This is a genomic window from Paraburkholderia haematera (assembly GCF_905220975.1).
In the GTDB taxonomy this organism is placed as follows: Bacteria; Pseudomonadota; Gammaproteobacteria; order Burkholderiales; family Burkholderiaceae; genus Paraburkholderia; species Paraburkholderia haematera.
Genome location: NZ_CAJNBK010000004.1, coordinates 215,532 through 235,917, shown reverse-complemented (window position 1 = coordinate 235,917; position 20,386 = coordinate 215,532). Strand labels below are relative to the sequence as shown.

At 62.3% G+C, this 20,386-nt stretch carries 18 protein-coding genes and 1 pseudogene; 11 read left to right on the top strand and 8 right to left on the bottom strand.

The window, feature by feature from the left end; translation table 11 throughout:
• Positions 1-26: 26 nt before the first annotated feature.
• The 3 genes from KHO23_RS10740 to KHO23_RS10730 are packed head-to-tail and all read left to right on the top strand — an operon-like array spanning position 27 to position 2,727.
• Positions 27-683 carry an amino acid ABC transporter permease gene (locus KHO23_RS10740; protein ID WP_211610994.1) on the top strand — a complete coding sequence of 219 codons (657 nt, stop codon included), beginning with the start codon at positions 27-29 and terminating at the stop codon, positions 681-683.
• Positions 680-1,426 carry an amino acid ABC transporter ATP-binding protein gene (locus KHO23_RS10735; RefSeq protein ID WP_211610993.1) on the top strand — a complete coding sequence of 249 codons (747 nt, stop codon included), beginning with the start codon at positions 680-682 and terminating at the stop codon, positions 1,424-1,426. Before KHO23_RS10740 ends, KHO23_RS10735 begins: the two co-directional genes overlap by 4 nt.
• 8 nt (positions 1,427-1,434) lie before the next feature.
• Positions 1,435-2,727, top strand: coding sequence for an NAD(P)/FAD-dependent oxidoreductase (locus KHO23_RS10730; RefSeq protein WP_211610992.1), 1,293 nt, complete (start codon positions 1,435-1,437; stop codon positions 2,725-2,727).
• A gap of 131 nt (positions 2,728-2,858) precedes the next feature.
• On the opposite strand, the gene KHO23_RS10725 is transcribed toward KHO23_RS10730, so the two are convergent.
• Entirely contained in the window at positions 2,859-3,614 is a 756-nt protein-coding gene (locus KHO23_RS10725; RefSeq protein ID WP_211610991.1) for an SDR family NAD(P)-dependent oxidoreductase, read from the bottom strand.
• A 383-nt stretch (positions 3,615-3,997) separates the two neighbouring features.
• On the opposite strand from KHO23_RS10725, the gene KHO23_RS10720 reads away from it, so the two are divergent.
• From KHO23_RS10720 to KHO23_RS10695, 6 genes are all read left to right on the top strand, one after another.
• A complete protein-coding gene (locus tag KHO23_RS10720; RefSeq protein ID WP_211610990.1) occupies positions 3,998-4,900 on the top strand; it encodes a helix-turn-helix transcriptional regulator in 903 nt (300 codons plus the stop codon).
• Between the two features lie 217 nt (positions 4,901-5,117).
• Positions 5,118-5,891 (top strand): hypothetical protein, encoded by a 774-nt coding sequence (locus tag KHO23_RS10715; RefSeq protein WP_211610989.1) that lies wholly within the window; start codon positions 5,118-5,120, stop codon positions 5,889-5,891.
• 116 nt (positions 5,892-6,007) lie between these two features.
• Complete coding sequence (locus KHO23_RS10710) at positions 6,008-6,241, top strand: hypothetical protein (protein WP_211610988.1); 234 nt, start codon at positions 6,008-6,010, stop codon at positions 6,239-6,241.
• A gap of 309 nt (positions 6,242-6,550) precedes the next feature.
• Entirely contained in the window at positions 6,551-8,056 is a 1,506-nt protein-coding gene (locus KHO23_RS10705) for an efflux transporter outer membrane subunit (protein WP_211610987.1), read from the top strand.
• A gap of 115 nt (positions 8,057-8,171) precedes the next feature.
• Entirely contained in the window at positions 8,172-9,323 is a 1,152-nt protein-coding gene (locus KHO23_RS10700) for an efflux RND transporter periplasmic adaptor subunit (RefSeq protein ID WP_211610986.1), read from the top strand.
• Positions 9,324-9,335: 12 nt separating this feature from the next.
• Positions 9,336-12,383, top strand: coding sequence for an efflux RND transporter permease subunit (locus KHO23_RS10695; RefSeq protein WP_211610985.1), 3,048 nt, complete (start codon positions 9,336-9,338; stop codon positions 12,381-12,383).
• Positions 12,384-12,510: 127 nt separating this feature from the next.
• Here KHO23_RS10695 and KHO23_RS10690 read toward each other — a convergent pair whose 3' ends face one another.
• Positions 12,511-13,035, bottom strand: coding sequence for a hypothetical protein (locus KHO23_RS10690; protein ID WP_211610984.1), 525 nt, complete (start codon positions 13,033-13,035; stop codon positions 12,511-12,513).
• 128 nt (positions 13,036-13,163) lie between these two features.
• On the opposite strand from KHO23_RS10690, the gene KHO23_RS10685 reads away from it, so the two are divergent.
• Entirely contained in the window at positions 13,164-14,075 is a 912-nt protein-coding gene (locus KHO23_RS10685) for a LysR family transcriptional regulator (RefSeq protein WP_211610983.1), read from the top strand.
• A 264-nt stretch (positions 14,076-14,339) separates the two neighbouring features.
• On the opposite strand, the gene KHO23_RS10680 is transcribed toward KHO23_RS10685, so the two are convergent.
• From KHO23_RS10680 to KHO23_RS10655, 6 genes and pseudogenes are all read right to left on the bottom strand, one after another.
• Complete coding sequence (locus KHO23_RS10680) at positions 14,340-14,651, bottom strand: hypothetical protein (protein WP_211610982.1); 312 nt, start codon at positions 14,649-14,651, stop codon at positions 14,340-14,342.
• Positions 14,652-15,328: 677 nt separating this feature from the next.
• On the bottom strand, positions 15,329-16,162 hold the full coding sequence (aroE, locus tag KHO23_RS10675; protein WP_211611178.1) for a shikimate dehydrogenase: 834 nt from the start codon (positions 16,160-16,162) through the stop codon (positions 15,329-15,331).
• Positions 16,162-17,382 (bottom strand): CaiB/BaiF CoA transferase family protein, encoded by a 1,221-nt coding sequence (locus tag KHO23_RS10670; RefSeq protein ID WP_211610981.1) that lies wholly within the window; start codon positions 17,380-17,382, stop codon positions 16,162-16,164. The genes aroE and KHO23_RS10670 overlap by 1 nt, the downstream gene beginning before the upstream one ends.
• A complete protein-coding gene (locus KHO23_RS10665) occupies positions 17,382-17,840 on the bottom strand; it encodes a MaoC family dehydratase (RefSeq protein WP_211610980.1) in 459 nt (152 codons plus the stop codon). The genes KHO23_RS10670 and KHO23_RS10665 overlap by 1 nt, the downstream gene beginning before the upstream one ends.
• A gap of 1 nt (position 17,841) precedes the next feature.
• A complete protein-coding gene (locus tag KHO23_RS10660; protein ID WP_211611173.1) occupies positions 17,842-18,234 on the bottom strand; it encodes a VOC family protein in 393 nt (130 codons plus the stop codon).
• Between the two features lie 126 nt (positions 18,235-18,360).
• Positions 18,361-19,290 (bottom strand): annotated as a pseudogene (locus KHO23_RS10655) (ketopantoate reductase family protein); the annotation flags it as partial.
• Between the two features lie 95 nt (positions 19,291-19,385).
• Here KHO23_RS10655 and KHO23_RS10650 point away from each other — a divergent pair.
• Positions 19,386-20,306, top strand: a complete 921-nt coding sequence (locus KHO23_RS10650) for a LysR family transcriptional regulator (RefSeq protein ID WP_211610979.1) — start codon at positions 19,386-19,388, stop codon at positions 20,304-20,306.
• Positions 20,307-20,386 lie beyond the last annotated feature (80 nt).

Genomic DNA, 20,386 nt, shown 5'->3' with positions numbered 1-20,386 from the left:
CGCCTTCAGAATAAGGACGGTTCGCCATGTTCTTCCAGAACGCCATCGAGTTTCTGCCGATCCTGCTAAAAGGTGCGGTGGTCACGATCGAGATCACCTTCTGCTCGTTCATTCTGAGCACCCTGCTCGGCCTGGTGCTCGCGCTCATGCGCGTGTCCCACAACCGCGTCGTATCAAACGCCGCCGCGACTTTTATCAACGTGATCCGCGGGCTGCCGATCATCGTTCAGCTCTTCTACATTTATTTTGTGCTGCCCGATCTCGGCGTGCAGTTGTCGGCGTTCCAGGCGGGATTCATCGGCCTTGGCGTCGCGTATTCGGTGTATCAGGCGGAAAACTTTCGCGCGGGCATCCAGGCAATCGATCACGGGCAGATCGAAGCAGCGCAGTCGATCGGCATGCGGGGCGCGATGATCATGCGGCGCGTGGTGTTGCCGCAGGCGTTCCGGATCGCCCTGCCGCCGTACGGCAATACCCTCGTGATGATGCTCAAGGACTCATCGCTCGCATCCACGATCACCGTCGCCGAAATGACGCGCGCCGGACAGCTCATCGCGTCGTCGACGTTTCAGAACATGACGGTGTTCACGCTGGTCGCGCTGCTTTACCTCGGACTCAGCCTGCCGCTCGTTTATGGATTGCGGCGGATCGAACGCCGCCTCGGATTGAAGGGAAAACGATGATCAAGGTCGATTCGATTCACAAGCGCTTTCATGATCAGCACGTGCTGAAAGGCGTCAGTCTGAGTGTCGAACGTGGCCAGGTCGTGTGTCTGATCGGTCCGTCGGGATCGGGCAAATCGACGCTTCTTCGCTGCATCAACGGACTGGAACGGCATGACGCCGGCACGATCACCGTCGAAGGCAACGCTGTCGACGCGAAGTCAAAGCAGATCCACGATCTGCGCGCGCAGGTCGGCATGGTGTTCCAGCGATTCAATCTGTTTCCGCACCGAACCGCGCTGGAAAACGTGTTCGAGGGTCCCGTATTCGTCAGGAAGGAAGTGCGTGCACGGGCTCGCGAGCGGGCGCGGCATCTGCTCGACAAGGTCGGCCTCGCGCACCGGATGGACGCTTATCCGGCTGAAATGTCGGGCGGACAGCAACAGCGTGTGGCGATTGCGCGCGCGCTCGCCATGGAACCGAAAGCGATCCTTTTCGACGAGCCCACCTCGGCGCTTGACCCGGAGCTGGTCGGCGAAGTACTTGGCGTCATGCGCCGGCTTGCCGACGACGGCATGACCATGATCGTCGTCACGCACGAAATGGGCTTTGCTCGCGAAGTGGCCGACCGTGTGTGTTTTCTTCATGACGGCACGATCCATGAGGAAGGGTCCGCCGCCGATCTGTTCGAGCGTCCGCGCAATCCTCGCACACGCGAGTTTCTCGGCAAGATGCCCGCGCTTACCGAAGCACCCCGGATTTGAATACCATCATGAGCCTGCACGAAGTTGCAAAGCCGTTGCCTCCCTCTCTCTGGGCCACGACAGCGGAACCCGCTGTCGATACGCCGCCGCTCGATGGTTCGGTCACGACGGACGTCGCGATCGTCGGCGCCGGTTACACGGGTTTGTCGACGGCCTTGCATCTGGCGGAACAGGGCTTACGAGTCTGCGTGATCGATGCCAACGAGCCCGGTTGGGGAGCGTCCGGCCGCAATGGCGGCCAGGTGATCCCAGGCCTGAAATATGATCCTGATGAACTCATCCGACGCTACGGCCCACGCGATGGCGATGCGCTTGTGCAAATGGCGGGCGGCGCCGCGGATTCGGTTTTCGATCTGATCGAGCGCCACGGCATTCAGTGCAATGCGACGCGCGCCGGCTGGATTCAGCCGACCCATTCGAGCAAGCTGCTCAGCACGCTGCATGCTCGGGCCCGGCAATGGGAAGCGCGCGGCGCGCCGGTCGAACTGCTCGACCGTACGCAGATATCCACGCGGCTCGGCACGGATGCATTCGTTGGCGGCTGGGTCGACCTGCGTGCGGGCAGCGTGCATCCGTTGAGCTACGCACGCGGCCTTGCGCGCGCGGCGCAAACGGCAGGCGCGGCGATCCACGGCGGAACGCGTGCCGCGAGCGTGGAGCGCAGCCCGAAAGGCTGGCGAATTCGCACGGCGCAGGGTTCGCTCATCGATTCGAAACAGATCCTGCTGGCAACCAACGGTTATACCGATGGTCTTTGGCCGCGCCTCGCCCAATCAGTGATCGCGGCCAATAGCTTCATAGTCGCGACGAGGCCGCTGCCCGACGATATTGGCGCAACGATTCTGCCCGGTGGCGAAGTGGCTTCCGATTCGCGGCGCCTGTTGCTCTATTTCCGCAAAGATGCGCGCGGGCGTCTGCTGATGGGCGGGCGCGGACCCTTTCGCGAGCCGCGTAGCGCCGCGGATTGGGCGCATCTCGAGCGTGCCGCCAAGCTGATGTTTCCACAACTGAAGGACATCGAGTACGAATACCGATGGGCAGGCCGCATCGCCATTACACGCAATTTTTTGCCGCACGTGCATTTGCCGGCAGAAGGCATGACCATCGCGCTCGGCTACAACGGACGCGGTATTGCAATGGCGACGACGTTAGGAAAGCATCTGGCCGCTTTGATAGGCGGGACGACACGCGGCTTACCGCTTCCACCAACGTCAATCGAGCCGGTTCCGCTCCACGCGTTGCAGCGGTTCTATATCAGTGCGGGCGTGGCGTGGTACGGACTGCTCGATGCGCTGTCGTGAGTTCAGGTTTCGTTATTTTTTACCCTGCAGCAACACGATCGCGGACAGTCTCGATACGGGCGGATATCGTGGGCCGTCTTCAGCCACATTCAGCGATTGACCGGCACGAGTAAGCATGTCGCGGTCCAGACTTACCGCGCGGTCCATCCCCCGTCGATGACGAGATTCGCGCCGGCCATGAAGGCCGAATCGTCGCTCGCCAGAAAGGCGGCCGCGCTGGCAACCTCGTCAGGCGAACCGATTCGCCCTAGCACCGTTGCCGCTTCGAACGAGCGTCGCAGGCCGGCCGGATCGGGACTGCTGGAGAACACATCCTCCAGCAATTGCGTCGCGACGGGTCCGGGACACAGGCAGTTCACCCGGATACCGCTGCGACCGTGGTCAATCGCCATCGCCTTGGTCAACATCACCACGCCGCCTTTTGAGGCGCAGTAGGCCGCCACATTGGCTTCGCCAACGAGCCCCAGTTCGGACGCAACGTTAATAATGACGCCCTGACCGCGCTTCTGCATCGCCGGGATGAGGGCTCTCGAACATAAGAAGACTCCTTTCAGGTTGACCGCCATCAGCCGGTCCCATTCCGCAACGGTCGTGTCGAGAACGGTTTTCGCGAATTCGATGCCCGCGTTGTTGACCAGAATGTCCACCTGTCCGAATCGGGCTTCAGCCTGACGCACCATGTCACTCACGTCGGATTCCAGCGACACATCCGCACGAACGTAACAGGCTTCGCTGCCCGAGGCGCATAGCGCTTCTGCTTCGGCGGTCGCGTCCGTTACGTCAGCGAGCACCACCTTTGCGCCCTCGGCTACGAACCTTGTGGCTATTGCATGTCCAATGCCTCGCTGGGCACCGGTAATCAGAGCAACGCGGTTTTTCAGTCTCATGGGGTTCTCGCGCTAACAGGGTGAGCGTCATGTTATCAGCCGGGATTTGGAGCATGCCATGCTGATCCTCGAAACCCGAAATGCTCCGCTGCCTCGTCCTGAGACCTCGCAACGACCGATATGGCGAGCCGGCGGCCAATCACCTCCGCGATCGCTCTGAACGGCACGCCCTCTTCGACAATTGCATGACAGGGGCCATCGATAGCACCGCGCCCAAGCACGACCCGGAAAGCACGGGCAGCATCGAAGCGATGCCGTAACAAAGACTCGCACGTGACGATCTCCCAATCCGATTGATTGAGAGCCATCTACGAGGCAAAATCATCCTGTTAAAGTGGCAACATTATCCGCGTATACGTCCTGACAGGTTACGTATGGCCCACATGAACGACGATGAAAGCGGCAACCGGCTCGGCAACTATCTGAAGAACCGGCGGACCAAGCTCGATCCAGCGTCCTTCGGCATTTCCGGTGGCCGGCGGCGGACGGCTGGACTGCGCCGGGAAGAGGTGGCGCAGCGCGCCAATATCAGCGCAGCCTGGTACACCTGGCTGGAGCAGGGGCGCGGCGGCAATCCGTCGGCGGACGTGCTGGACCGCATCGCGAAGGCATTGATGCTGACCGAGGTCGAGCGTGAACACGTGTTCCTGCTCGGCCTCGGCCATCCGCCTGAAGTCCACTATCGCGGCAGCGACCCGATCACACCGCGACTGCAGCGCCTGCTCGATGCGCTGCCCTACAGCCCGGCGATCGTCAGGACTGCGACGTGGGACGTGGTTGCCTGGAACCGCGCGGCTGCCGCGGTGCTCACCGATTACGGCTCCCTGCCTCCCGAAAAACGCAACATCCTGCGCATGATTTTCTGCGATCCCCGCGTCCGTGCCGCGCAGTTCGATTGGGCAACCGTGGCGCGCTTCGTGGTGGGCGCCTTCCGGGTCGATGCCGCGCGCGCAGGCGCCGACGCCGAGGTGGCACCGCTCGTCGACGAACTCTGCCGCGCAAGTCCCGAGTTCGCCGCCATGTGGCAGGACAATGAAGTTCGGACCCACGGCGATGGGGTCAAGCAACTGCGCCACCCTGTGCTCGGACCCATCTCGCTGGAATACTCATCCTTCGCGGTCGACGGGCGGCCGGACCTTCAGATGGTTGTCTACAACCCGGCGACACCGGTCGACCAGGAGCGGATCAGATCTCTGATCGAGGGAACACCGGTCGTTGCTGAGAAGCGCGAATACGACGAAGCCCGGACGATGAGCGATAGCGGCCACGCCCACCCGGCAGGATGATTAGTCATACTTGACGATGACACCGGCGAGCGGGTCCATCCAGAGCCAGCCAAATGCGCGCGCCAGGATGAGAATGATTCCTGGCAGACGAAAGTTTTTCGAAAGCATTTGTCTGGACGACTTCGCCACGCTTTCGCATCGTCAATTTATGCGCGAAGGACGGAATAGACGCCGCGCCGGATCGTTTAGAGGTAGTACGAACCACCGGCAGACTTCGATGAGCACTCGACAACAGCACGTCATTCGTTCTGTCAGCGCAGGGTTGCTAACTGCATCCGTTGCGTTGTTCGCCGGCTGCGGCGGCGGCGGTGGTGGTGGTGGCACAAGCAGCACGTCGATGATTTCGATCACCGGTACGGCGGCAACTGGCAAGGCACTCGCGAACGCGACCGTTAGCATAAACTGCGCGCGGGGCTCGATGTCGGTCGCAGCAGATGCGAACGGAAACTACCACGCGACGTTCGGCGCATTGATGCCGTGCATGATCGCCGCGACTTCGGGCGGGACGATGCTGCATTCCGCAGCGTTCGCTAGCGGCACGTACAACGTGACACCGGAGACGGATCTGCTGTTGTCGTATCTGGCGGCGCAACTCGGTACGAATGAAAGCGGGCTCATCGCCGGCTTCACGGCAAACACGCAGTTTCAGCAGACGCTGGACAATCAAGCCGACGTTCTGGCTGCGCAGGCCGCTGTCGTCCGGGGTCTGCAGCAGAAGTACGGTGTTACGCTTTCCACGCCCAATTTTCTGAGCACCGCATTCACCGTCGGCCAACCAGGCGAGGACAGTGATCTGGAAGCGCTCCTCGCTCGCGGCGCAATCGACACCAACGGCGAACCGGACGCTGTCGCCGTCACACTCATGGTCACGATGGGGGCCGCAAATCCGCTTGCGACATCGCCAGGTACCGGCACAGGCGGAACCGGTGGGGCCGGTGGGGCCGGTGGGGCCGGGGTGGGCGGCACCGGAAGCATGGGGGGCATGATGTGAGACGACAATCCAAAATACCCGTGGGCCACATGGCCGCAACGGCAGCGCACCTTCATGATGATGCGCGCTCGATTCACTAAAATAGATGCATGGCCCTGTTCGCATCGGGAGGCGCCATGAATGAATTTGTCAACGTCGCAATCCGGCTGGTTGGATCGGTGTTTCGCCCTCAGTCATATGAATCCGTTGCCGATCTGATCGACATTTTTTCTGGACTGGCTGGTCTTTTTCTTCTCACCATCATCCTGCTCGCGCATGAAGTAGCCGAACGTGCCCACGAACGGAACCCGGACTGGCAGACCGATCCACTGCATTCCCATGCAGTTTGGTGGCGGCATCACAAAAGGTGACGCGCAACGCGCCGTTTCAGCCCGCGCATGGCGAACCGTGACAATGGCTTGCGTCCCGCCCATTGCCGGTTCGTCGCCCCCAGGGAAATCCCTCGCCATGCAGGAGCCGCCTGAACGGCCATAGAGCGCACCGACTACGTGATCTCGTGCGCCACGCGCGGCAATCGACCATGCTAGGCTACGCGTAGATATCTTGCCGCACGGTATCAATTCCGGCGTCAGGAAAAGAAGCATTGAAAGTTCACGTTGCCTGAATATCCGCGCCCGCTCCCTCGTTTAGTCTAAACGCAGGCGATATAAGGTGGATCGATGATCGACGTCAACCCGCGTATTGTCCGGCCGCGGCGCCTGTGCGTCGCACTATGCGGCTGCGCCGCAGTGGCCGGCTGCATGGTCGGTCCCGATTACCGCACGCCCCCCGCACCCGCTACCGACACCTACACCCCCTCGCCCCTGCCCGAGCAGACGGCCTCCGCTCCAGGGGCCGCCGGCCTCGCGCAGCGCTTTGTGCCGGGACAGGACATTCCCGCCGCCTGGTGGGCGCTCTTTCATTGCGAGCCGCTCGATGCGCTGATCCGCCAGGCGCTCGTGAACAGCCCGAACATCGCCGCGGCGCAAGCCGCGTTACGGCAGGCGCGCGAAAACTTCTCGGCGCAAGCGGGCGGAACCCTTTTGCCCAGCGTCGACGCGCAGCTTGGCGCCACGCGCGAAAAATTGAACGGTATCGCGTTCGGCCAGCCCGGCGTTGTCGATGAGTTCAATCTCTACAACGCATCGGTGAACGTGTCGTACAAACTCGACGTGTTCGGCGGCACGCGGCGCGAACTCGAAGCGTTGCACGCGCAAGTCGATTACCAGCAATTCCAGTTGCAGGCCGCCTATCTCGCGATGTCAGCCAACATGGTGACCGCGGCCGTCAAGGAGGCGTCACTACGCGCCCAGATCGAGGCAACCGAGCGGATCGCCGCGGAAGAAGACGAGCAACTGGGCGTACTCGGCAAACAATTCGACCTGGGGGGCGTGGGCCGCACGGCGGTACTCGCGCAACAGACCCTGTTGGCACAGACGCGCGCAACGCTGCCGCCGCTGCGCCAGCAACTCGACCAGGTGCGTCACCAGCTCGCCGTGCTGGCCGGCAAACTGCCCAGCGACACCGCGTTGCCCGAATTCAGGCTCGAGATGTTCTCGTTGCCCGAGACCCTGCCGGTCAGTCTCCCGTCGGCCCTTGTGCAGCAGCGGCCCGACATCCTCGCTGCCGACGCCGTGCTGCATCAGGCCAGCGCGCAAATCGGCGTGGCGACCGCGGCGATGTATCCGCAGATCACCTTGTCCGCGAGCTACGGCGCCGAGGCCCTGACGCCGGCCCAGGTGTTCAAAGCCGGCAGCACGATCTGGAGCCTGGGCGCCGGCCTGCTGCAACCGGTTTTCCACGGCGGGCAACTGAGTGCGCAGAAGCGCGCGGCCGAGGCGGCGTACGAGCAGGCCGATGCGCAATATCGTGAAACGGTGCTGCTGGCGTTCCAGAACGTCGCGGACTCGTTGCGCGCGCTCGATCACGACGCAGCCGGCCTGAAAGCGCAGACCGACGCCTGGCGCTCCGCTAGCGATTCGCTGGAACTGACACGCGGACAGTATCGCGTCGGCGGAGTGAGCTACCTGTCGCTTCTCGACGCCCAACGCCAGTACCAGCAAACGGTGGTGAGCCTCGCGCAGGCACAGGCATCCCGTTACGCCGACACCGCCGCCCTCTTCCAGGCGCTCGGTGGCGGCTGGTGGAATGCCGCTGCGCCGGCCGCCGCCGCAACGACGCATTGATGTTGCCCGACGGGACACCCGCTTCACCGCGCTTTGCAACATGCGCTGTCAGAAGGGAAAGAACGAAGGAAGGAACCGTCCGGCGCTTCGCCCAATGCCCTGCAAGGACATCACGATGACCGAGAAAAAACCGATGGCAAGGCGGCTGGTGATCATGCTGATCTGTGTCGGCCTGCTGCTGGCCGCACTCGTCGGATTCAACCAGTTCCGCATGTACATGTTCGGCAAGTTCATGGCGAGCAACGCGGCGCCGCCCGCCACCGTCTCCGCGGTCGTCGCCAGCTATCAATCGTGGCAGCCGCAGCTCGCGGCGGTTGGCAGCCTGCGCGCCGTGCGCGGCGTCGATGTCACCACCGAAGTGGCGGGCCTCGTGCGCGAGGTGGCATTCAACTCGGGCCAGGAAGCGAAAGCCGGGCAAATACTTGTCAGACTCAATGCCGACAGCGACGTGGCGCTGCTCCAGTCGCTACAGGCCGCCGCGGAACTCGCACAGACGGTCTACACGCGCGACAAGGCGCAGTACGACATCAAGGCGATCGCCAGGGCGCAGCTCGACGCGGACGCCGCCGACCTGAAGGGCAAGAAGGCGCAAGTCGCGGGACAGGCCGCCTTGGTCGAAAAGAAAACTATCCGCGCACCGTTTGCGGGGCGCCTCGGCATCACCACGATCAATCCGGGGCAGTACATCAATCCGGGCGATGCGATCGTCACGCTGCAAGCAATCGATCCGATCTACGCCGATTTCACCCTGCCGCAGCAGCAGCTCGGCCAGCTCGCGATCGGCCAGACCATCGTAGTCGACACGAATGCCTACAACGGGCAAACGTTCGTGGGCAAGATCCAGTCGGTCAGCCCGAAAGTCGACAGCGCCACGCGCAACGTGCAGATCGAAGCCAGCGTGGACAATCATGAGCGCAAGCTGCTGCCGGGCATGTACGCGAATGTGAAGATCGACGCGGGCGCTGGGCAGCGCTATCTGACGCTGCCGCAAACAGCCATCACGTACAACCCTTACGGCGCGACCGTGTTCGTCGTCAAGCCGGGCACCCAACCTGACGCGCAGGGCAAGACGCTGCCCATCGCGCAGCAGGTGTTCGTCACGCCAGGCCCGACACGCGGCGACCAGGTTGCGATCCTTAAAGGCGTCGACGCCGGCACCCAGGTCGTGACGAGCGGGCAGCTCAAGCTCAAGAACGGCACGCCGCTCGTCATCAACAACAGCGTGCAGCCGGCGGACAGTCCGAACCCGGCGCCTCAGGAACAATAGAGAGACCGCGCGATGACATTCACCGATCTCTTTATCCGGCGGCCCGTACTGGCATCGGTCGTCAGCCTGCTGATCCTCGTGCTCGGATTGCGCTCGCTGGCTGCCCTGAAAGTCAGCCAGTATCCGCGGACCGAAAACGCCGTCGTGACGATCAGCACCGCTTACTATGGCGCGAACGCCGACACCATTGCCGGCTTCATCACGCAGCCGCTCGAGGCGGCGATCGCCCAGGCGCAAGGCATCGACTACCTGTCCTCGACGAGCAGCACCGGCGTCTCGACCATTATTGCGACGCTGCGCCTGAATTACGACGCGAACCGCGCGCTAACCGAAATCAACACGCAGATCCAGTCGGTCCGCAACCAGTTGCCGCCGCAGGCGCAGCAGCCGGTGTTGACGGTGCAAGTCGGGCAGACCACCGACGCCATGTACATGGGCTTTTATAGCAGCGTGCTGCCGAGCAACAACGTCACGGATTATCTGCTGCGTGTCATCAAGCCCAAGCTCGATTCGATCGAAGGCGTGCAGACGGCCGAAATCCTCGGCGGTCGGCAGTTCGCGTTGCGCGCGTGGCTCGATTCGGCGCGGCTCGCCGCTCACGGCGTGACGGCGACCGACGTCTTCACGGCGCTCGGGAACAATAACTACCTCGCAACGCTCGGCACCACGAAGGGGCAAATGGTCAGCGTCGACCTGAACGCGGGCACGGACCTGCATACCGTCGACGACTTCAAGCAACTCGTCATCAAACAGAAGAACGGCGCGATCGTGCGCCTCGAAGAAGTCGCAAACGTCGTGCTCGGCGCAGACAGCTACGACTTCAACGTCGCATTCAGCGGCAAGCGTTCGGTGTTCATCGGCATCAAGGTCGCGCCGGATGCCAATATCCTCGATGTGGCCAAGCGCGTGAAGGCCGTCTTTCCCGGCCTGCAGAAGCAGTTCCCGACCGGCATGACGGGGGACATCGTTTATGACGCGACCGATTTCGTCAACACGGCGATCTCCGAGGTCATCAAGACGCTGATCGAGGCGCTGCTCATTGTCACCGCCGTGATTTTCCTGTTCCTCGGCAGCTTGCGCGCGGTGATCGTGCCGCTGATCGCGATGCCCTTGTCGCTCATCGGCACGTTCTTCGTGATGCAGTTGCTCGGCTATTCGATCAATCTGTTGACGCTGCTCGCGCTGGTGCTCGCGATTGGGCTCGTGGTGGACGACGCGATCATCGTCGTCGAAAACGTCGATCGCCACATGAAAGAGGAAGGCAAGGCGCCATTCGATGCCGCGCTGATCGCCGCGCGCGAACTCGGCGGACCGATTCTGGCGATGACCGTCGTGCTGATTGCCGTCTATGTGCCGATCGGTTTTCAGGGCGGCCTCACGGGGGCCCTCTTCACCGAGTTCGCCTTCTCGCTCGCCGGCGCGGTGACGGTGTCCGGTGTGATCGCGCTGACATTGTCGCCGATGATGTGCTCGCGCTTCTTCCGCGCGGAGCAGGAGTCGGGGCGCTTCACGCGATTTGTCGACGGGCAGTTCGAACGCGTTCATCGCGGCTACGGCCGTCTGTTGCACGCGACGCTCGATACCTGGCCCGTGTTCACCATCATGGGCGCGCTGCTGCTCGGCGGCACGGTCTACCTGTTCATGACGTCGAAATCGGAGCTCGCCCCGCAAGAGGATCAGGGGATCGTCCTGTCGCAGGTCCAGGGGCCGCCCAACGCGACCATCCAGCAGATGCAGATGTATGCGGACCAGGTGTTCGACATCTCCAAAGCATTGCCTGAATACGCGCAGATGTTCCAGCTCACCGGCGCGCCGACGCTCAACCAGGGGATCGGCGGCGTACTGTTCAAAACGTGGGATCAGCGCAGCAAAGGCGCGACCGTGTTGCAGCAGGAATTGCAGCAGAAATGGAATCAGATTGCCGGGGCGCGCGTCGCGGCATTCCAGTTTCCGCCGCTGCCAGGCTCGCAGGGCTTACCGGTGCAGTTCGTCATCAGCACGACCGAGCCTTTCGAGAACCTCAACGAGGTATCGCAGGCAGTCCTGCAAAAAGCCCGTGCGAGCGGGATGTTTTTCTTCGTCGACAGCGATCTCAAGCTCGATAAGCCGGAAGCCACGCTCGTTGTCGACCGCGACAAGGTGGCCTCGCTCGGGCTCTCGCAGAGCGACGTCGGACAAGCGCTCGGTTCGGCGCTCGGGGGCGGCTATGTCAACTACTTCTCGATCGCCGGGCGCTCGTACAAGGTGATTCCGCAGGTATTGCAGACCGACCGTCTGAATCCTTCGCAGGTACTCGATTACTACCTGCGCACGCCGGACGGCAGTGTCATCCCGGCTTCGACGATTGCGCATATCGAACACAACGTCGTGCCGGAATCGATCAACCACTTCCAGCAACTCAACTCGGCGACGATCTCAGGCGTGATCGTGCCGGGCGTGTCGCAAGGCGAGGTGCTCGATTTTCTGCGCAAGGCGACCGCTCAGGCCGCGCCAGCGGGATACTCGGCGGATTACTCGGGGCAATCGCGGCAGTTCGTTCAGGAGTCCGGTGGTTTCGTCATCACACTGATGTTCGCGACAATCATCGTGTTTCTCGCGCTCGCGGCGCAATTCGAAAGTTTCCGTGACCCGATCGTGATTCTGGTTTCGGTACCGATGGCGCTTTTCGGTGCGCTTATTTTCATCAACATCGGTTTGACGACGCTGAACATCTACACACAAGTCGGGCTCGTCACGCTGATGGGGCTCGTCAGCAAGCACGGCATCCTGATCGTCCAGTTCGCCAATGAGCTGCAACACGCCGGCAGATCGAAGCGCGAAGCGCTGGAAGAAGCAGCCGGCGTGCGGCTGCGCCCGATCCTGATGACAACGGCGGCGATGGTGCTTGGCGTGGTGCCGCTCGTGTTCGCCTCCGGCGCGGGCGCCGCGGGTCGTAATGCGATGGGGCTCGTGATCTTCACGGGGCTGTCGATCGGCACCCTCTTTACGTTGTTTGTGGTGCCTGCGATGTATATGTTCCTTGCCGCCGATCATCACCAGCAAGCCGGAGTGCCGAATTGAGTACCTGAAAGGCAATTATTTGAGGAATGGGTGCCTTTTTCTTATGAAAATCGACCCCTTCGGCGTGCGGGCAGGATGACGGCAAGTTGCATAAACTGGGCGGCGGTGCCGCTTGTCCATTCCTGTTCTACGATGCGGGCGCATCGCCGGCGAGAGCCCATGCCGCCTTGGGCAGAGGACGCATGAGCAAATAGAATGCGGCGACGTGCGTGATCATCAGCAGAGGCACGTAGATGATCGGGATCGCGTACGTGGAGCCCAGTTGCCCCGCCACGGCAGGAAGGCCGATCCGGGTCGCGTGGTAATAGTCGACGATGATGTCGGCCGCTCCCGCGAGATTGAAGGCGAACACGAAAAACCAGAAGAGCGGACGTATCCTGAAGGTGAGCAGCGCCAGGATGGCCAGCACGCCGGTTACGAAGTCGCCATAAGCGGCGAACTGGGCAAAGCTGGCCGGCAGACTGGGGCCAACCACGCCGGGAATCATGAAGACAAGCCCGAAGAAGCGGAAGCTGTGCAGCGTAGCGATGGCGCGTTGCGCGTCGGCTCGGTCCATCGACCTAAGCTTGGGCAGCATGTACGCGACGAAGCAAAGTAGCCAGGCGACATAGCCTAGAACGAGATGTATCTGAAAGCCGGTTTCGGGTGACATTGCGGAACTCCTGACGGGGGTTGGTCGACGCGGCATCGAGGGCCTCGATATCGGCGGGATTCCTGATTCACAAGCAGATTTTAGGACCGCATCCGACGAGCGACTATTCGCGATAGTATTGATGGGTTATGAAGCAAAACTTCACAGTCCGCCAAGGCGCGCTCGACGGTGTCGAGGCGTTCCTGAGCGTTGCCCAGCACCGCAGTTTTCGCAGAGCCGCTGCGGAACTCGGCGTGACGCCTTCGGCGATCAGCCAGACGATTCGCGTGCTCGAGGCGCGCGTCGGCGCCGCGCTATTCGTCCGCACAACGCGAAGTGTCGGCCTCACCGAAGCCGGCGAACAATTCCTTTCGCGAGCAAGACCCGCTTTCGAGGAGCTCGTCTCTGCAAGCGAGATCGCCCGTGAACTCGGACAGCGACCGGCCGGACTGTTACGCCTCTCGGTGCCGATCTCGGTAGTGCCGACCGTGTTGGAGCCACTGATCTCATCCTTCTGCCGGGCCTATCCCGAGGTCGAGGTTGAGATCGTCGCAAGCGCGGAGTTGGTCGACATCGCGGCCGGGGGGTTTGACGCCGGCGTCCGGCTCGGCCAGTTCATCGCGGCCGACATGGTCGCGGTACGACTGACACCGCCGTTTCGATTCGAAGTCGTTGGCAGCCCCGATTATCTGAGCCGGCAAAACCGGCCGGAGCGCATCGACGATCTGCGTGATCACAGCTGCCTGCGCATGCGCCGCTCGAACGGGTCGATCGCGCCCTGGCCCTTTGTCGACGGCGACAAGACCGTTGAGGCTGTCGTCGCCGGGCCGCTAATTGCGCACGACTACCCCACACTCCTTGGAGCGGCAATTCGAGGTGTGGGACTTGCACAACTACCCGGCCCGCTTACTGCCGCGCCGATTGCTGACGGCCGATTGCAAGCGCTGCTGACGCCCTTCGCCGTCACAGCGCCTGGGGTTTTTCTATACCACTCAGGCAGACACCAGGTCTTGCCCAAACTGCGCGCATTCATCGAGCACGTTAAATACCGGAGCGAGTAAGAGGATCGCCCTTGTTGGCGGCAGGGATGACCTCGTCACCGGCAAGATTGCACTCATCTAAACGGGTGGGTTGCGCGTGCACCGTTGCCAGCAACGCCGCAGGTCTTGTCGTCACATTTTCGAGTCGACGTCAACGAAGTAGCACGTTGAAAGAACGGCAATTTTCTAACCAAAACTTTCCGCACCTTACCGATGGCCGAGATGGGAGGGATATTCCCCCCTTACCAGGCATTTGGAAGTGTTGTCATCACTTACCCTGAGTGCTCAACCTGTAAGGAGATCGAGCATCATGAGCATACAAAGTGTAAGTGGTTCACAAACCGCCACGAACCTGCTTTCTGTCGGCGCCACGCGCCGCTCGACCGGCGGCGGCTGCGAAACAACGACGTCCTCGTCCACTTCGTCGACCAGTTCGACGGATTCGAACCCGCTGTTGTCGGCACTCGAGGCGGCGTTGTCGGCACTTGGGATCGGCAGCACGTCGTCGACCACGGCTACGTCGGGTACGTCGAGCACGACGGCTTCGTCGAGTTCTTCCAGCACTGCGGCCTCTTCGACCTCCTCCGCTTCCACCACGAGCGATTCGTCGACAACCAGTTCGGTTTCCGAAGCAATGCAGGCCTTTCTCGGGGCGCTGTTTCAGGCACTAGGGTCGCTTCAGCAACCGGGCAACAGTGACAGTTCCACGTCCAATAGCTCAAATAGCTCAAATAGCTCCAATAGCACGAGCGGCTCGACGAACTCGATCGCGGCTTCGTCCTATGGGGATATTGGCGGAGCGCTGAACGCGCTCGCACAGGAACTCGGGGCTGGCAGCACGACGAGTTCGAGTGCTACGTCCAGTAACTCGAATACTAGTAGCGATTCCTCTTCGTCTTCTTCGCAGGCGTCGACGCTGCAGACGGATTTTCAGTCTCTGTTGAGCTCACTCGGCGATAGCAGCTCGGGCACGTCGTTGCAGTCGTTTGTGCAGACGCTCGCGAATAACCTTAAGGGAAACTCGCATAGGCAGACGGTTGGGAACCTGGTGTCGACAACGGCTTAATGTAACGAAAGCCCAGGTGATTTTTCGTCCTTCCTGATGACTCCATCGGGAAGGACGGACGCCAAACCCGGCCGATCGAGTTCGCGAGGCCACGTAGTCCGATCTGAGCGACGCGATCTCCAATCGATCTCGAGTGGAGGGCTCCTCCCCTCCAGTTTCTATGGCGGCAAGGATCGGGACCTTCTTCACCCGGATCTCCGTCACGTGTTCAATCGAGGGGAACGGTTAGCTGGTCGATGACGGACCGCGTCTGGGGCCGAATGCCACGCCACCATGCGAATGCTTCTGCCGCCTGCTCCACCAGCATGCCTACACCGTCCGCGATGCCCAGCACGCCCGCATTGCGCGCGAGGCGCAGGAAGGGAGTCAGTCCCTTGCCGTAGGCCAGTTCGTAGGCCGCTCCCTCCGGATTGAACACATTCGGGGGAACCGGTGGCAACTCACCGGTGAGGCTGGCCGACGTGGCGTTCACCACCAGGTCGAAGCGGCGCATCGCTTCAAGGTCGCCGTAGCCGCAGGCAAGAAGCGAGGCGCGCACTCCGACTTGCGCCACCAGCGCCTCGGCTTTGCTCACGTTGCGGTTTGCAATAACCAGTTCAGCGGGCCGCGCCGCGAGGAAGGGAAGCAACGCCCCGCGCATCGCACCACCGGCGCCAAGGACTAGCACGCGCTTGCCGGCCATCGGCAGGTGCAGGTTGACTTCAATATCGCGCACCAGTCCCACGCCGTCGAAGTTTTCCGCCACGATCCGGCCGTTTTCAAACCTCAGCGCGTTAGCCGCTCCGGCCAGTTCCGCCCGCTCACTGCGGTCATCCGCCATCGCGAACGCCTTCAGCTTGAAGGGCGCTGTGACGTTCATCCCTTTGCCACCCGCGGCCCTGAAAGTGTTCACGGTCTCGGCAAACGCCTCCTGCGGGCTTATCGGACCTTCGATGGCCGTATAGGTCATGTCCTGCTGCGTCTCTTGCGCAAAGAGACCGTGAATCAAAGGGGATTTCGTGTGGCCGATCGGGTTGCCGATCACCGCGTACTGGTCAGTCATCATGGCCTCACGTTTGAATACAGCACGCCATCGGTCTGCATGGCGTCGATTTCGGCAGCGCCGAAGCCCAGTGACTGCGCGACTTCGGCGTTGTGCTGACCCAGATCGGGCGCGACCTCGCGGATCGTCGTATCGCAGTCGGAGAAGCGAAACGGCAGGTTCGGTAGACGCAGCGTGCCGTAGCGCGGATGCTGTTGCTCGACCACCATGCCCCGCGCGACGATCTGCGGATCGGCGAGCACTTCGTCGATGCGCTGTACCTTCGCGCAAGGCACGTCGATGCCATCGAGCAGTTCCAGCACCTGTGCCACCGGCCGGCTGGCAACCCAGGGCTGCACCACGGACAGGATGTCCAACCGGTTGGCATTGCGTCCCGCGCCGTCATGAAAACGCGTGTCGGCTCCGAAGCCGGACGGTCCGCCATGGGCCTCGACGAGGGCGGCGAAGCGTTTCCACGCGTCGTCCACCTGCGCTGCGATCACGAGGTCGCCATCGGCGGCACGGAACACGCCATAGAGCGTCGAAGTGGGCATGTCGTGACCGGTCTGTTCTGGAACAACGCCCTGCAGCGTGTAGCACTGCACCGCGTATTCGTGCATCGACACCAGCGTGTCGTAGAGTGCCATGTCAATGTGCTGCCCTCGCCCGCTCTTCACGCGACCGAGCAGCGCGGCGTTGATGGCCGCCACGGCGTGGATGCCCGTGTACATGTCACCGAGCGAGATGCGCATCAGCGGCGGCGGCTCGCCGGGCGTGCCGATCATCTGCATGATGCCGCTCTTCGCTTCGGCAATCAGGCCGAAGCCGGCGCGATGCGCATCCGGTCCCGTATGGCCATAGGCCGAGATCGAGCAGTACACCAGTTCCGGATTTCGCGCGGACAGCTCCGGATAGCCCAGCCCGAGCTTGTCCAGTGCGCCCGGCCGGTAGTTCTCGACGAATACATCTGCCGAGTCGCACAGGCGCTGCATGAAGTCCTTGCCGCGCGGATCCTTCATGTTGACGCTGACGCCACGCTTGCCCATGTTGAGCTGCAGGAAGTAGCCGCTTTGTTCGCTATCGAGCACGGTGGCATGCTGGCGCCCCGCGTCGCCACTGCCGGGGCGCTCCACCTTGATGACTTCGGCGCCGAGTGCCGCGAGACACCGTCCCACGTACGGGCCGGCCAGAAAGTGGCTGTAGTCGACGACGCGAATACCTTCGAGAGGACGGGCTTGCATCAGAACGCTCCCGGTCGGCGCGGCACCATCAGGCGATGCTCACCATGCTGGACGACCTGGCCGTCCTGATTGATCAACTCGGATGGCAACACAACGATGCCCCAGCCGGGACGGCTCTTGCTCGCCCGCATCGCCCCCACACGGAATTTCACGTGCAGCACCTCGTTGACCTTGATGGGCAGATTGAAGTCCCAGGTCCAGCCGAGCGACATCCCCGGAAGGAAACGGTAGTCACTTTGGGTCTTGAGCCCATCGGCGATAGACAGTCCGAACAGACCGTGTGCCACGATCGAGCCGAAGTGGCTCGCGTTCGCGTATTCCTCGTCCACATGCACCGGCGTGTGATCGCCAGTGAGGTCGGCATAGGCCAGAATGCGTTCTTTGGTCACCGTGTAGGTCGGGCTCACGCACTCGTCGCCCTCGCTGGCGTCGTCCCAGTATTTATCCACGATCGTCATGTCACACCTCCGCGCGCGGGTTGATCTCAAGTGCCCGCGCGACGCACGAGGCAGGCCTCGCCTGGATCAGTTCGACGGCGAGGCCGTCCGGCAGGCGCAACCAGTTGCGCCCTTGTGGCATTTCGCTGACGCCATATCGTTGCGCAGCGGCCAGCGCGGCCTCCATGTCTTCGCACATCACGCCCAGATGCGCGAGCCGGCCCTCAGGTTCTTCATGGCACGGGGCATGGATGAATTGCAGACCGCCAAGCGTCCAGTACTGCCTGGGTTCCTCGCGCGTGCCGTCGACCTCGCGCATCGTCATGCCGAGCACGTCTTCAAAGAAACGGATATGCCAGTGAATATCCTTCACCCAGATGGCGACATGCTCCAGATAGGCCTTGCTGCCGTTCATACGGTTGTCTCCGTTGTCGACCAGAGTTGGCGCTTTAGCGCTTACTCTGGTCCCATGCAAAACGTTGCGGTCGACCAGAGTTGGCGCTTCAGCGCTTACTCTGGTCCCATGCAAATTGTTGCTGTGTTGTCGGTCGGTCATGGCACGCTCGATGCCCTTGATGCAGGCCACCAGCGTCGCGTTGACCGGGGTCGGCACGCCGTGCCGTTGTCCCCAGCGCACGACCGCGCCGTTTATAAAATCGATTTCGGTGATGGAGCCCTTCTCGAGGCTTTGCAACATCGAGGTCTTGAAGGCGAGGGAAAGTCCTTCGCCGGCGAGGGTCCACGGGCGTTCGGGATCAGTGGTCGAGAGCTTCACGCCAGCGGCCTGAGCGACCGCCATCGCTTCGGCGACCGCCGCGAGCGCAGTCGTTTTCAACAGCGGTTCGTCGTAGAGTTGCCCGTAGGTCAGGCCGGTGGCGCCGGTCAGCGCGCCGGTTGCGACATTGACCAGCAGCTTGTCCCACATCGTGCCGACGATGTTGTCGCTGACCGTGGTGGCCAGTCCGGCGGCATTGAACGTTTCGGCAATCGCCATTGCGCGGGGGGTGATCCGGCCATCGAGTTCGCCGATGTAGGTGGCTTTCCCTGTGACGCCGGACTCGATGTGCCCAGGATTGCGCATCACGCCGCCGATGTAGGTCTTGCCGGCCAGCACACGCTCGCGACCCACGATGTCCGCGAGGACATCCTCGTGCCCAAGGCCGTTTTGCAACGACAGGACCAGTGTTTCGGCGCCAATCAGTTCCAATGCCCCGCGCATCGCCGCATCGGTATGGAATGATTTGACCAGCACGACGACCAGATCCACGGCACCGGCTTCGGCCGCACGCGTCGTGGCCAGGACCTTCACCCGGCGCGAGCCGTTGGCATCGTCCACCTGCAAGCCATCGCGCCGCATGGCCTCCACATGCGCCGCCGAGCGGTTCAGCAACCATACCTCGTTGCCGCCTTCAGTGAGTGCCGCGCCGATGGCACAGCCCAGTGCACCCGCACCCAGAATCGCAATCTTCACTGCTGTCTCCTCAATATGGAGACCAAGATACGAGCCGGCGTTCATATCGGCAATGCAATGATTACAATGAGGTCATTGCGCTGGACAATAAAGCCATGAATCCGACCGAACTCCCCGATCTGAAGCTGCTGCAGCTCTTCGACCTTCTCTACGACGTCCGCAGCGTCACGCGCGTGGCCGAGCAGCTTGGGCAGAGCCAGCCAACGATCAGCATCTGGCTGGGCCGCTTGCGCGATCATCTGCAGGATCCGTTGTTCGTCCGCACGCCGGGCGGCATGGCGCCGACGCCGCAAGCGGACGCACTGATCGGGCCGTGCCGGGAAATTCTCGAATCGTTGCGGCGCTTCGCTGCGTGGGAAATCGCATTCGATCCCACCACCGCAAAACGGCGCTTCCGTATCTGCATGACCGACGCCAGTCACATCACGCTGCTTCCCCGCATGCTCGCGCACGTGAGGGCACAGGCACCGGGCATACGCCTGGAAGCCGCGCGGATCGACGGCAATACCGAACGCGCGCTGGAATCCGGCGAGGCCGACCTTGCGATCGGCCACGTGCCCTGGCTGGGCGGCGGGATTTATCAGCAGCAGCTATACATGCAGGACTGGGTATGTCTGACGAATCGCCATCACCTGCGGCTGGGCGCTAAACTCAGGTTGAAGCAATACCGTGCGGCGGGGCATGTCGCGATTACTGCGGGGACCGGCGCCCAACTGCTGGAACAGGCGCTGGTGCGCGAGCACATCGAGCGGGACGTGGTGCTCGAGTTGCCGGGCTTCCTTGGGCTAGGGGCGATCATCAAAACGACGGACCTGATTGCGACGCTGCCGCGACACATTGGCGAGACCCTGGCGAGAGTCAATGAGCTGGCCGTTCATCCTTGCCCGGTGCCCGTGGAAGGCTTCGCCGTTCGGCAGCACTGGCACGCCAGATATCACCATGAAGCGGGAAATCGCTGGTTGCGCGGTCTGGTCGTGCAGTTGTTTGGCGGTCGGGCTGACCTGGTGCATCAGTGACCGGCCACAAAACGACACTCACAATTTTAGAAACGCGCCTGGATCGTACGGAAACCGGTGCGCGACCGCGTTTGGAATCG

Coding starts and splice junctions, on each gene's coding strand:
- KHO23_RS10740 (WP_211610994.1), top strand. CDS start 27: ATGTTCTTCCAGAACGCCATCGAGTTTCTGCCGATCCTGCTAAAAGGT.
- KHO23_RS10735 (WP_211610993.1), top strand. CDS start 680: ATGATCAAGGTCGATTCGATTCACAAGCGCTTTCATGATCAGCACGTG.
- KHO23_RS10730 (WP_211610992.1), top strand. CDS start 1,435: ATGAGCCTGCACGAAGTTGCAAAGCCGTTGCCTCCCTCTCTCTGGGCC.
- KHO23_RS10725 (WP_211610991.1), bottom strand. CDS start 3,614: ATGAGACTGAAAAACCGCGTTGCTCTGATTACCGGTGCCCAGCGAGGC.
- KHO23_RS10720 (WP_211610990.1), top strand. CDS start 3,998: ATGAACGACGATGAAAGCGGCAACCGGCTCGGCAACTATCTGAAGAAC.
- KHO23_RS10715 (WP_211610989.1), top strand. CDS start 5,118: ATGAGCACTCGACAACAGCACGTCATTCGTTCTGTCAGCGCAGGGTTG.
- KHO23_RS10710 (WP_211610988.1), top strand. CDS start 6,008: ATGAATGAATTTGTCAACGTCGCAATCCGGCTGGTTGGATCGGTGTTT.
- KHO23_RS10705 (WP_211610987.1), top strand. CDS start 6,551: ATGATCGACGTCAACCCGCGTATTGTCCGGCCGCGGCGCCTGTGCGTC.
- KHO23_RS10700 (WP_211610986.1), top strand. CDS start 8,172: ATGACCGAGAAAAAACCGATGGCAAGGCGGCTGGTGATCATGCTGATC.
- KHO23_RS10695 (WP_211610985.1), top strand. CDS start 9,336: ATGACATTCACCGATCTCTTTATCCGGCGGCCCGTACTGGCATCGGTC.
- KHO23_RS10690 (WP_211610984.1), bottom strand. CDS start 13,035: ATGTCACCCGAAACCGGCTTTCAGATACATCTCGTTCTAGGCTATGTC.
- KHO23_RS10685 (WP_211610983.1), top strand. CDS start 13,164: ATGAAGCAAAACTTCACAGTCCGCCAAGGCGCGCTCGACGGTGTCGAG.
- aroE (WP_211611178.1), bottom strand. CDS start 16,162: ATGACTGACCAGTACGCGGTGATCGGCAACCCGATCGGCCACACGAAA.
- KHO23_RS10670 (WP_211610981.1), bottom strand. CDS start 17,382: ATGCAAGCCCGTCCTCTCGAAGGTATTCGCGTCGTCGACTACAGCCAC.
- KHO23_RS10665 (WP_211610980.1), bottom strand. CDS start 17,840: ATGACGATCGTGGATAAATACTGGGACGACGCCAGCGAGGGCGACGAG.
- KHO23_RS10660 (WP_211611173.1), bottom strand. CDS start 18,234: ATGAACGGCAGCAAGGCCTATCTGGAGCATGTCGCCATCTGGGTGAAG.
- KHO23_RS10650 (WP_211610979.1), top strand. CDS start 19,386: ATGAATCCGACCGAACTCCCCGATCTGAAGCTGCTGCAGCTCTTCGAC.